Annotated in this window: 11 protein-coding genes; 5 read left to right on the top strand and 6 right to left on the bottom strand. The window is 46.7% G+C overall.

Annotated elements, in window-relative coordinates; genetic code table 11:
* Nucleotides 1-24: 24 nt before the first annotated feature.
* Nucleotides 25-1,623, top strand: coding sequence for a DUF2867 domain-containing protein (locus L9P36_RS06170; RefSeq protein ID WP_237465807.1), 1,599 nt, complete (start codon nucleotides 25-27; stop codon nucleotides 1,621-1,623).
* Between the two features lie 71 nt (nucleotides 1,624-1,694).
* Here L9P36_RS06170 and L9P36_RS06165 read toward each other — a convergent pair whose 3' ends face one another.
* Nucleotides 1,695-2,882 carry a Bcr/CflA family multidrug efflux MFS transporter gene (locus L9P36_RS06165; RefSeq protein ID WP_237465806.1) on the bottom strand — a complete coding sequence of 396 codons (1,188 nt, stop codon included), beginning with the start codon at nucleotides 2,880-2,882 and terminating at the stop codon, nucleotides 1,695-1,697.
* Between the two features lie 39 nt (nucleotides 2,883-2,921).
* Nucleotides 2,922-3,620, bottom strand: coding sequence for a 16S rRNA pseudouridine(516) synthase RsuA (gene rsuA, locus L9P36_RS06160; protein ID WP_237465805.1), 699 nt, complete (start codon nucleotides 3,618-3,620; stop codon nucleotides 2,922-2,924).
* Between the two features lie 273 nt (nucleotides 3,621-3,893).
* Between rsuA and L9P36_RS06155 the strand changes: the two genes are divergently transcribed.
* Nucleotides 3,894-4,403: a GNAT family N-acetyltransferase gene (locus L9P36_RS06155; protein ID WP_237465804.1), complete on the top strand. Its 510-nt coding sequence runs from the start codon at nucleotides 3,894-3,896 to the stop codon at nucleotides 4,401-4,403.
* 119 nt (nucleotides 4,404-4,522) lie between these two features.
* Here L9P36_RS06155 and L9P36_RS06150 read toward each other — a convergent pair whose 3' ends face one another.
* Complete coding sequence (locus L9P36_RS06150; protein WP_237465803.1) at nucleotides 4,523-4,678, bottom strand: hypothetical protein; 156 nt, start codon at nucleotides 4,676-4,678, stop codon at nucleotides 4,523-4,525.
* Nucleotides 4,679-4,690: 12 nt separating this feature from the next.
* On the opposite strand from L9P36_RS06150, the gene radD reads away from it, so the two are divergent.
* Both radD and rplY read left to right on the top strand, forming a co-directional pair.
* Nucleotides 4,691-6,436: a DNA repair helicase RadD gene (gene radD, locus L9P36_RS06145; RefSeq protein ID WP_237465802.1), complete on the top strand. Its 1,746-nt coding sequence runs from the start codon at nucleotides 4,691-4,693 to the stop codon at nucleotides 6,434-6,436.
* A gap of 129 nt (nucleotides 6,437-6,565) precedes the next feature.
* Complete coding sequence (rplY, locus tag L9P36_RS06140; protein WP_237465801.1) at nucleotides 6,566-6,844, top strand: 50S ribosomal protein L25; 279 nt, start codon at nucleotides 6,566-6,568, stop codon at nucleotides 6,842-6,844.
* 259 nt (nucleotides 6,845-7,103) lie between these two features.
* Here rplY and L9P36_RS06135 read toward each other — a convergent pair whose 3' ends face one another.
* The 3 genes from L9P36_RS06135 to asnA all read right to left on the bottom strand — a co-directional run bounded on the left by L9P36_RS06135 (nucleotide 7,104) and on the right by asnA (nucleotide 10,398).
* On the bottom strand, nucleotides 7,104-8,582 hold the full coding sequence (locus tag L9P36_RS06135; RefSeq protein WP_237465800.1) for a hypothetical protein: 1,479 nt from the start codon (nucleotides 8,580-8,582) through the stop codon (nucleotides 7,104-7,106).
* 184 nt (nucleotides 8,583-8,766) lie between these two features.
* Nucleotides 8,767-9,228: an HAD family hydrolase gene (locus L9P36_RS06130; RefSeq protein ID WP_237465799.1), complete on the bottom strand. Its 462-nt coding sequence runs from the start codon at nucleotides 9,226-9,228 to the stop codon at nucleotides 8,767-8,769.
* 162 nt (nucleotides 9,229-9,390) lie between these two features.
* Nucleotides 9,391-10,398, bottom strand: a complete 1,008-nt coding sequence (asnA, locus tag L9P36_RS06125) for an aspartate--ammonia ligase (protein WP_237465797.1) — start codon at nucleotides 10,396-10,398, stop codon at nucleotides 9,391-9,393.
* Nucleotides 10,399-10,707: 309 nt separating this feature from the next.
* Between asnA and L9P36_RS06120 the strand changes: the two genes are divergently transcribed.
* A complete protein-coding gene (locus L9P36_RS06120) occupies nucleotides 10,708-11,379 on the top strand; it encodes a SanA/YdcF family protein (protein WP_237465796.1) in 672 nt (223 codons plus the stop codon).
* Nucleotides 11,380-11,383 lie beyond the last annotated feature (4 nt).

Genomic DNA, 11,383 nt, shown 5'->3' with positions numbered 1-11,383 from the left:
AATCACACAGCAATGCAATGGACCATGCCCAAGCACTCTTTTCAATCACCAAAAGGCCAGCAAACGGCACTGATCATCGGTGCCACAGGTTATATTGCCAATCACCTCATTCCGGCCCTACTGATTCAAGGCATTCATGTCATTGCCGCCGCAAGGCAACTGAGCGTATTAGAGAAAAGATGTTGGGCAAAAGATGACAACGTCACCTTGATGCGGCTTGATCTCAGTTTACCCATTGAAGCTTCGCAACAGACGCTCTTTAACCAAGCGGATATTTGCTATTTTCTAGTGCATGGCATGGCGCACGGCCATGATTTTATTGACTACGAACAAAAAATGGCGGGTAGTGCGCTGATGGCATTTAACCATGCCGCTACGCATGGCAAGCTGTCACATATTATCTATCTTGGCGCGCTGCAACCCACAGACAACGCATCGGCCCACCTTGCGGCGCGCGCGCAAACGGGTGAAATCCTGCGCAAGGGCTTGTTACCGGTGATTGAAGTGCGCGCGGGAATTATCATTGGTGCTGGCTCTGCGGCCTTTGAGGTGATGTGCGATTTAGTCCACCACTTCCCTGTACTGCTCACCCCAAAATGGATTAGCTCAGTCTCGCCCCCTATTGCGCTTGAAAACTTGCTGTTTTATCTGATCGCCATTGGCCAAGATAACTTTTCGCAAAATGCCATTTATGATGTATCAGGCCCTGAGAGCATGACCTACCGCCAACAAATTGAGCGACTTTGTCAGCTCTTTTGTAAACCGGCGCGGGTTTATTCCATGCCCTTTATTCCGCTGCGATTTTCCCTTTGGTGGCTGCGATTGGTCACCTCAGTACCCTACAATATAGCCCGCGCGCTTGCAGCGGGTCTCACCCATGATCTCTACGCCAACAGTCGCGCTATTGAACATCGTTATCCGCAAAAGCTCATCGATTTTGACTCTGCTGTCCATCATGCGCTGGCGAAGCAAGATGCCTTTGTACGCAGCGACGTCTGGGGCTTTGATCCAGATGCCCTTGACCGCTGGCAAAGTGGCTTTGGTTATTATCCGAAAAAAGCAGGTGCCGCCATCGATACAGCCCTCCCGCCGCAAGCGCTTTGGCAAATTCTGCGCACCTTTGGACGCAAACAGGATTATTTTTATGCCAATTGGCTTTGGCGCATTCGAAGCTGGCTTGACCGCTTAGCGGGCGCTTCGAGCGAATTGCCAAGCCCACAAGCAAACGAAGGCAAGCAAGCGCTCAAGATCGGCGAATACATTGAAACGTGGAAGGTCATTGGCCTTGAGCCGAAGCGTTACCTCTCTTTGCTGTTTGGTATGAAGGGACCAGGTTTAGGGCGCCTTGATTTCACCATCACCCCCATTGCACATCAAAGATATCGCCTCGAAGTCACCGCATGGTGGCACCCAAAAGGGATTTATGGCTTGCTTTATTGGTATGCGATGTTTCCGGCGCACCTTTTTATCTTTAAAGGATTGGTGCGAAAAATTTGCAAAAAAGCAAAGCGACTTATGTGTCGTACGCGCAAACAATCCCCCACAGTTCAAAACACAGCGTCGCCCATCGCGCCCCATCAACAACCGGACTCGCCACTTGCCAAAGAAAAAAAGAAGCCCTAAGGCTTCTTTTTTTCTTTGCCGTGTCAATGCTTGATGCATCCAATAAAGGGCTTTTATTTGGCCAATATGATTTATTGGACGTTACGCGCAAATAGCAAATAGCACAGCATGCTTAGAAGTGCGCATAGGAACATCGCCAGCACCATGGGCCATGGGCTTTGCACCGAAAACAGCGACAAAATAGCCCCTGCAATGCCGCCCATACCAAAGCGCATGGTACCCGCGCAAGAACTAGCCGTACCTGCAATATGTGGATAATTGCCAAGCAAGCAGGCCATGGAGTTACTACCAATCATCGCAATCACACCAACAGCAAGTGCAACGGGTAAGGCCAACGCCCATAATCCGCCATCAAATAACTGTCCTAGGAGCAGTAAGATTCCTGCCAATAATTGCAGTGATAAGCCAATACGCAGCATAGTTGGCGAACCCACTTTACGAACAAAATGGCTATTGATACTGGTCATCACAATGAGCACACAAACATTGAGTGCAAAGAAATAGCCAAAATGCTCAGTGCTTACGCCATAAAGGTCGATATAGACAAAAGCGCCAGCCGTTAAGAAGGCAAACATGCAGGAAAAAGAGAATGCACTACATAGAATCAACCCCAGTGCCGTACGGTTGGTCACCAGCGTCATATAGTTACGCATAGTGGCGCGAAAACTAAGCGGGGTGCGCTCGGATTTTGGCAAACTCTCTGGCAAAAAAATCGCCACAGCAACCAGCACCAAGCTTGCATAAACCACTAAGAACCAAAAAACCGCACGCCAACCAAACCAAATCGCCAAATGCCCGCCCATCATCGGCGCCAATAAAGGCGCCACCGTCATCACTAAGGTGACAAAGGACATGGTGCGAGCAAACTGCTCACGATCAAAGAGATCGCGCACAATGGCTTGAATCACAACCGCAGCTGCTGCACCGGCAAAACCCTGCACCGCACGCATTACCGTTAAATCATGAATATGAGAGCTACTGGCGCAGACTGTCGCGGCAATGGCAAAGCTTAATACGCCAATCAAGAGCACCGGACGTCGACCGAAACTATCAGAGATGGGACCGTGAATCAGTTGACCTAAAGCAAAGCCCAGCACATAAACAGACAGCGTGCCCTGCACTAAACTTTCATCGACCATAAGATCGCGCGCGATGGTTGGCATCGCAGGCAAATACATATCAATGGCCAATGGGGTTAATGCCGCAATGGCCCCAAGAATCACAATCAGCCCAGCACTGAGCCGTCGCTCCGATGTCATATTACAACTCCAGTCATCGTGGCACTGTACAAATTAAAACTACTCGGCAAGAAACAGTGCGATTTCTTGTTCGGTTAATGGACGATACTCACCCGGCTCGAGCATCTCATCGAGTTCAAGCTCGCCAATACGTTCACGATGCAGCGCTTCAACTTTGTTGCCCAAGGCAGCAAACATACGCTTCACCTGATGGTATTTCCCTTCCGCAATGGTGATCAGTGCTTGCGTTGGTGACAGCACTTCCAATGTTGCAGGCTGTGTTGGCGCTTCTTCACCGCGCAGCAAAATACCCTGCGCGCAGCGCTCAACAGCGTCATCACACAAAGGCTCTGCAAGCTCAACATAATAGGTTTTCGGGCAGCGATGACGTGGCGAGGTAATACGATGCGACCATTGACCATCATCAGTAATTAGCAATAAACCTGTGGTATCCACATCCAAACGACCTGCGGTATGCATCTTGTGCTGATTGACTTCATCCATCAGTGTAAAGACTGTTGGGTGGAGATCATCTTCATTGGCACATACCACACCCTGTGGCTTGTTCATCATAAAATAGCGCACGCCTTGGTGGCTCAGCGGACGATCATCCCAGCAAATATCATCATCGTTGCTCACCTTGGTTGCGGCTTGTTTGACGATAACGCCGTTAATCTCCACATCACCACTGCGAATGATGCGCCCCGCTTCTTTACGACTGACCCCAAGGGTATCGCACAAAAATTTATCCAATCGCATGAGTTCTCTCTCATCTATCATTTGCGCGCCATTATAGCGATGCAAAATGTGACGGCTAGCGCTGGCGAAAAATAAAATTCGCCTCAGGGTCTACATTTCTGAAGCCCCTCCCTTGAAAGCCATCTCGCAAGCTCCTATAACTTACTCACTGCGAGGCGAGCAGGAATATCATCGGTAAACTTAAATTAATGCAAATCGAATGCAACCTTTTGAGTTTTCAAGCATCTATATCCATGTATCGTCCCAGATTTAGCTTTTTATATAGGAATGATGATGAATATTCTGTTGCAAGCGCCTGATGAAGCCGCCATTCCCCTTCTCAAAACCCTAATTCAAGAACTCTATGACCATGAGGTCATGGCACAAACCGCTGAAGGTACTTTCTCTGCCGTCGAAGCCCTGCTAGCCAACCCACAATTAGGCCATATTTGGATGATCCAAATTGATGATCCAACACGCGGTCTTATCACCGTGGGTCATGTGGCCATCGCCTACAGCTTTAGCATTGAGCACGGCGGAAAAGTGGCTTATATGGACCAACTCTACCTTCGCAAAGAGTGGCGCAACCAAGGTATTGGCCAATATATTTTGCCGCGCATTGAGCGATTCATTCATCAACAAGGTGCCAGTGTATTGCTGCTTGAAACCAATATTGGCAATGGTGATGCACGTCGATTCTATGAGCGCCACGGCTATGTGGCTCGCCGTCAATTCTGCCTTATGGGCAAGAAAATGGGGCAAACAGACACCACCCACCACGCCGCAGATGAAGTGCTCGCTTAAACTCTGGCACAAGTTCTGTCCATAAATTTTTGCATTAACTTTTGCATCAATTTTTACAATAGCTTCTAGCCTCAGTGTTCTAACATAGTGTCACTGAATCAACGCTGATAACGCACGAGTCATCTCGTGCGTTTTTTACATCCATATTTTTCATCAAAGCTTTTACAGCGACGCTTTTTCTTCGCAGCATTTGCATCAAATGCATTCGGTTTCTTGCCCGTAAAGTTTCTTGCTGTGCTTTTTCTTGTTATAACCCCTGCTAATTTATCGCTCATTTTTATTGATTCATGTACCAACTTCGTGATTACCAACAAGATGCCGTGCAAGCGGTGCTGCACTATTTTCGCCGTCACCATCACCCAGCAGTTGCAGTGCTCCCCACAGGGGCCGGTAAAAGCTTGGTAATCGCTGAGCTCGCACGCTTAGCCCGTGGACGTGTTTTGGTGCTGGCGCACGTCAAAGAGTTGGTCGAGCAAAACCACGAAAAATATGAAGGCTATGGCCTCAAGGCTGGTATTTTTGCCGCAGGACTGGGTCGTAAAGAAAGCGAAGACAAGGTGGTTTTTGCATCGGTGCAATCTGTGGTGCGCAATCTCGACCAATTTGAACAAGCGTTCTCATTGGTGGTTATCGATGAATGTCATCGCGTTTCAGAACAAGATGACAGCAGCTATCAGCGTGTCATTCAGCATCTGCAACAGATCAATGCCAACATCAAAGTTCTGGGGCTCACGGCCACCCCTTATCGCTTAGGGCTTGGCTGGATTTATCAGTACCACACGCGAGGTCAGGTTCGAACCACCGAGCCGCGCTTTTTCCGCGACTGTATTTTTGAATTGCCCATCTATCATCTGCTTGACGAAGGCTACCTTGCACCAGCCACACTGATTGATGCCCCTGCGCTGAGCTATGATTTTTCTGCGCTTCGGCCTACGGCTGCGGGTTACTATCGCGAGCAAGAATTGGATCGCGTCCTTGATGAGTCCAAACGTGCCACACCGCAAATTGTCGAGCATATTTTGTTTCAAAGTGAGCAGCGCCAAGGGGTGATGATTTTCGCGGCCACCGTCAGCCATGCCAAAGAGATTTATGGTCTGCTGCCCAGAGCTGAATCAGCCCTCATCACTGGTGATACGCCCAGTCCTGAGCGCGATGCGATCATTCAATCATTTAAAGCGAAAAGGATTCGCTATTTGGTCAATGTCTCCGTCCTGACCACTGGATTTGATGCCCCGCATGTTGATCTGATTGCCATTTTAAGACCCACAGAATCTGTGGCGCTGTATCAGCAAATCATTGGCCGCGGACTGCGCCTTGCACCGGATAAAAATGACTGTTTAGTGCTTGATTACGCAGGCAACCAATTTGATCTGCACCAAGTTAATATCGACAATCCCAAACCCAGTAGCGATAGCGAGCAAGTAAGCGTCCCTTGCCCTGCCTGCGGATTTTTCAATCAGTTTTGGGGCAAACTAGACAGCCAAGGCATGCTGATTGAGCATTATGGCCGCCAATGTCAGGGCTATTTTGAAGATGATGACGGCGAGCGAGAAGCCTGCGGCTATCGTTTTGTCGCCAAATATTGCGACGAGTGCGGCGCAGATAATGACATTGCGGCGCGCCGCTGCCACCAGTGCGATGCAATTTTAGTAGACCCTGATAAAAAACTGCGTGAGGCGCTGGCCTTAAAAGATGCCATGGTGATGCAATGTGCAGAAATGCTACTGCATGCAGGAAAAAACAAAGAAGGGAAACCGCAACTCACGGTTGAATACCAAGATAATCAAGGCGCATCCATTAAAGAGGTATGGCCCCTTTCTGGCAAAAAACAAAAACAGCTCATGCTTGAGCGATTTATTCGCCCACATCTGATTGACCATCATCGTCCCTTTACCGAAACCGCGGCCAGTAAAGTAATTCAATCACAGCATCGCCTGCGTTGCCCTACCTTTATCATTGCGCGCAAACAGGGTCGATTTTGGAAAATTCGCAGCAAAATTTTTGAGCACATTGATTTGAGCGCAGCCCAGTAATGGCCTGCGCTCAGCAAAGATCAGAATGCTTGCGTCCAAGGCAATGAAATGCTAGTATCCGCGCTCCTTTGTTGGATCAGGCTGGGTCGCTAAGCTTGATCCTGTTATTAACCTCAAGAGAGTTTCGATATGAAATTTGAAGCAATCCTACGTACCGAGCAGGGTAAAGGTGCGAGCCGCCGCCTGCGTCACGCGAATCAGTTCCCTGCAATCATCTACGGTGGTACTGAAGCGCCTGTTGCTATTGCACTAAACCACGACGACGTAATCAACCAAATGGACAAGCCTGCGTTCTACGAAGGCATCATCCTAGTTGTTGATGGCAAAGAAGTGAAAGTGAAGCCGCAAGATATTCAGCGTCACCCGTTCAAGCCAAAAGTTCAACACATGGACTTCGTTCGCATCTAATCTTACCAATTAGAAGCGTACCTTTTGCATATTCCGAGCGGCCGCCCTTACCAAGCGGCCGTTCACCGTTTTAAAGCCCACCAATTTTCCTCCCCTCTCGCGCCCTTGATTCATCATCTCTTCCTGATTTAACCTTCGCATTGAAAACACAAATTTGAATATACAAAAAAGCCCACAAGGGTCACCCTGTGAGCAAATTTTCGATGGAACCAATCAGTTTTTCAAAATCAACCGCCTCGACTTAGACGGAAACATCCAGCTAAGGCATAAACTGTTCTTTTTTATAAGCCTTTGTTGGCCCCATATTTGGACCGCGGCGCCCATCACCCGCCTGATAAATTTCTGGGTAGATACCCACAGAGTCAATCAGGTATGGACCATCCACTTTTTGAAAATAACGACCATCTACTATAAAGCTTACTTGATTCTCTCCTTCGACGTAGCGCTCTTTCAGTGTAACGAACTTCACTAGTTCTTTTGTCGATGCTGATTTAACTTGAAATGTAGTGATGTAGACGTCAGGGTTTTGAATATAGACAGTGTAGTGATATTTCAGGGCGCTGATGTAACGACCATTCGCTGACATCACCTCTTCAACCACTAAGTCATTATTAAAATCCACGGGCTTTCGACACTGCTCATAATTAGATAAATCAAGGATCTGAGCATAAAATTTACGAGCAGATGCTCTAGGCGAACCCTTTTCAGATATTTGCGTAATACGCGGCGTTCCAATAGATAAACGACTCTTTCTATCAAAGACAGCAAATAACTCTCGTGGCTCAACTTGTACACTCAGTACAGTTTTTCCTGCAACCAATGTCTCTCTATTGCCATATCTTAGCTTACGCTCCCCTTCGATTAAATATTGTGTAATAGCGTAAGTTCCAGCTTCAAACACATCGACTTCAGTTTCAATTCGAACCGTTTCTAAGCATCCTCGGTATCCAAGTACGGGAAAAAGTGTCACCTTTTTCACATCTATTTGCGGGCGATTCACCGTGATCCTTTTGTAAAATTCCCGCGTCAATAAACGATTGTCATAAGTTAAAGTTGTTGTTGCTTTAATCAGGTACTCACCAAGCTCAGTTAATTCAGAGTAAAGAACTGAGTAAACACCATCAGCTACGGTACCATCTGCCCCTTCACCATTATCCATTCCTCGTAACTTGATTTGCTGCCCACTTGGCATTTGCATTTCAAACACCACAGACTGGTTAAGCATTGGGATACCATCAACTGTTAATAGCGCAGCCAGTGTAACTGACTCACCCAATATATATCGATCATTTGGTATTGCTGGACTCAACTGCACTGGCGATGTCATGAACACATTGACCATAATGGCTGTTTTATAATCAATATATGGAAATTCAACCACAATCAGCCAGTCACCAAGCAGCGGTTTTTTTAGCTCAGGTAGAAAGTAATGCGCGCCAGGTAATCCGGCTTCAATTGCTTCACCAGGAATATCCCAGATACCAGATTGGCCATGGCTAATTACTACATCGCCGTTAGGGTCAAGCACATGAATTCTGACATTATCGATCGGTACAATCACCTCAAGGTGCACGGTATCGATAGTATCTACCCGAAATGGAATTTCGGCTCGAACATCACCAGGATTTACATTTACAATTTGACTCGAACTCATAGATGTATCAACTGGAATCTCCGCATATGAAAGAAACGAAGCAGATTGCAATACAACTAAAATTAAAATTTGATAAAAACGCATACTCACTCCTTACGCATCGGAATAACGAGTTGTAAATATTGCTCGATATCATCCCTATCAGTGGCAATCGACCGGCATAAATTCATTATCAAAATCAATACGCAAAAAAATTACAGTATGTGTGGTTCAAATAAAAAAGCCGTACATTGTAAGTACGGCTTTATAAAAATTTACGGACATTTCGTTAAATCAGTTGTGTCAGTGCCGTCACCATTTTCCCTGGCTTTTTCGGCAAGCCTTGGTCGTTAAACCAGACGGCTTCCAACCCCGCTGAGCGGCTAGGCAGAATATCTTTTTGATAGTTGTCGCCAATCATCATGAGCTGCTGACAATCCACTTCAAGGGTTTTAGCGATGGCTCGATAATATTCAGGGCTATCTTTTGAATACCCCGTAAGTTGCGGACAAAAATAACCGCGAATATATTGCGCTAAATCCACGCGTTCAAACGCCGCTTTCATGTCTTCAGGCGTTGCCTTGGTTGAACCGGTAGCAACATAGATCACTGTGCTCACCGACAGTTTACTCAGTACCTCTTTAGCACCCTCAACCGCTTGAACACTTGGCCAATCTTTCATTGGCAAAGATTGACTGGTGTCATCCTTCATCAGGGTATCTCCCCAGTCAAATAGATAGATTTTTCTCATGACAGACCCTTTGCGTATTATTTAGTCTATTAAACCAAGCAATTGCAGAGACGTCTGCGCCCTTACCCCACTTTTATGAAGTATCACTCAGCGCCTTGAAACAACGCGCAATAAAAAAACCAGCCCGTGGGCTGGTCTTAACTATTTTGCACCGGCTAGCAATTACAACAGTATAATTCCGTGCTGTTCACATTCGCGGATCATCTCATCTTGCCAAATCGATGATTGCACTTCGCCGATATGTGCTTTATGCAAGAAGAACATGCAGATACGTGACTGACCGATACCACCGCCAATGGTATAAGGCAGGGTTTTGTTCAAAATACCTTGGTGGAACGGCAAACTTGAGCGATCTTCACAGCCGGCAATGGCAAGCTGCGCTTTGAGTGAATCTTCATCTACACGGATCCCCATGGATGACAATTCAAAGGCGCATTCAAGCACAGGGTTCCAGAACAAAATATCACCGTTGAGCTGCCAATCATCGTAATCTGGCGCACGTCCATCATGACGCTCACCATGTGATAACGCACCACCAATTTGCATCACAAAGACAGCTTTCTTCTCTTTACAGATGGCATTTTCACGCCCTTTTGCATCCAGCGTAGGATAAAGCTGCAGTAACTCTTCAGAGGTAATAAAGGTGATCTCTTTTGGCAACCACTTTTCAAGTACTGGATACTCTTGGTTGATGTAGTTCTCAGTCTTTAAAAATGCGTTATAGATTTTGCCAACCGTCTCTTTAAGATAATCAACACCGCGCATCTCTTTGGAAATTACCTTTTCCCAATCCCACTGATCAACATAGATTGAGTGCAGGTTATCCAACTCTTCATCACGACGAATCGCATTCATATCCGTGTAAAGACCTTCATCTTCGGCAAAGCCATAACGAGCAAGCGCCATACGCTTCCATTTTGCCAATGAGTGAACCACTTCCACTTTCGCGTGATTGTCATCCAAAAGGTCGAAATCCACCGGACGCTCAGTGCCATTCAAGTTGTCATTTAAGCCGGTTTCTGGTTTAACAAACAAAGGTGCAGAAACACGGGTTAAATAAAGCTCGTAGGCCAGCGCGGTTTCAAAGTAATCCTTGAGCTTTTTAATCGCGACTTCAGTGTCACGAAGGTCCAAGGGCGAATGGTAGTTAGCGGGAACAAAAAGTTTCATAGCGCATCCTTTCTTAGGGTTTATTCAGTTTCTGAATGACACCCTATTGTTTTATCCATTAAAGCACAACCCAAGCAAAACAAAACAAGCAAAAAACAAACGCAAAGGTGAATAATATATTTTATAACAAGAAATATCTGAATTTTATTTAAAATCAAGGGTATTTCACCCTTGAAGATCCCCATTCATGCGGATGAAGTGAGATTACTTTCATTTTTTGGCTCAAAATCATCGTCAAGGCTGATCTCAATGCTGCAATCTAAAAAAAAGAACGTAAAATAGAATGACAACAATTAGTTAAGATAGATGATGCGCTACCTAAGACCCCTTCTTATCACCTTGATCGTACTGGTTATCCTGCTGGGTTTAACCATTTTTTCTATCGATCAATGGATGGCGTCTCGCGCAGCAGGCCGTATCTACGACGATGTCGCTCAGATCCCACCGCGTGGTGTGGCACTTGTGCTAGGCACCAGCAAATATATCGGCCGCAACCTCAACCCCTTCTATCAATACCGCATTGATGCTGCGCGCGAGCTCTATCGCCAGCGCAAGGTGGATGCATTTTTACTCAGCGGTGATAACGCGCATCGCTCGTACAACGAACCCATTACCATGCGACGAGACTTACTCGCCGCTGGCATTCCTGGCGATAAAATTCACCTCGATTACGCGGGATTTCGCACCTTAGACTCCATCGTTCGCGCCAAAGAGGTGTTTGAAACCAACCACTTTGTGGTGGTGAGCCAAGGCTTTCACTGCGAGCGTGCGCTATTTATTGCCGATTACAAAGAGATTGATGCGATTTGCCTCGCAGTGCCCTCTCCAGATGGCAGCGCCGGTCGAAAAATTCGTATTCGCGAAGCTTTTGCTCGCGTCAAAGCGGTGCTTGATCTCTATTTCACAGATCAACAGCCAAAATTTCTCGGTCCCAAAGTCCCCATCGATGCGGATGGTCCACAAACCCCAAATACCCAATAATTTC

It is taken from the genome of Vibrio stylophorae (assembly GCF_921293875.1).
In the GTDB taxonomy this organism is placed as follows: domain Bacteria; phylum Pseudomonadota; class Gammaproteobacteria; order Enterobacterales; family Vibrionaceae; genus Vibrio_A; species Vibrio_A stylophorae.
This window is presented reverse-complemented; position numbering and strand designations above follow the sequence as displayed.

Excerpts from the sequence above, each read along its gene's own strand:
- L9P36_RS06170 (WP_237465807.1), top strand. The coding sequence starts at position 25 with ATGCCCAAGCACTCTTTTCAATCACCAAAAGGCCAGCAAACGGCACTG.
- L9P36_RS06165 (WP_237465806.1), bottom strand. The coding sequence starts at position 2,882 with ATGACATCGGAGCGACGGCTCAGTGCTGGGCTGATTGTGATTCTTGGG.
- rsuA (WP_237465805.1), bottom strand. The coding sequence starts at position 3,620 with ATGCGATTGGATAAATTTTTGTGCGATACCCTTGGGGTCAGTCGTAAA.
- L9P36_RS06155 (WP_237465804.1), top strand. The coding sequence starts at position 3,894 with ATGAATATTCTGTTGCAAGCGCCTGATGAAGCCGCCATTCCCCTTCTC.
- L9P36_RS06150 (WP_237465803.1), bottom strand. The coding sequence starts at position 4,678 with ATGAGCGATAAATTAGCAGGGGTTATAACAAGAAAAAGCACAGCAAGA.
- radD (WP_237465802.1), top strand. The coding sequence starts at position 4,691 with ATGTACCAACTTCGTGATTACCAACAAGATGCCGTGCAAGCGGTGCTG.
- rplY (WP_237465801.1), top strand. The coding sequence starts at position 6,566 with ATGAAATTTGAAGCAATCCTACGTACCGAGCAGGGTAAAGGTGCGAGC.
- L9P36_RS06135 (WP_237465800.1), bottom strand. The coding sequence starts at position 8,582 with ATGCGTTTTTATCAAATTTTAATTTTAGTTGTATTGCAATCTGCTTCG.
- L9P36_RS06130 (WP_237465799.1), bottom strand. The coding sequence starts at position 9,228 with ATGAGAAAAATCTATCTATTTGACTGGGGAGATACCCTGATGAAGGAT.
- asnA (WP_237465797.1), bottom strand. The coding sequence starts at position 10,398 with ATGAAACTTTTTGTTCCCGCTAACTACCATTCGCCCTTGGACCTTCGT.
- L9P36_RS06120 (WP_237465796.1), top strand. The coding sequence starts at position 10,708 with ATGCGCTACCTAAGACCCCTTCTTATCACCTTGATCGTACTGGTTATC.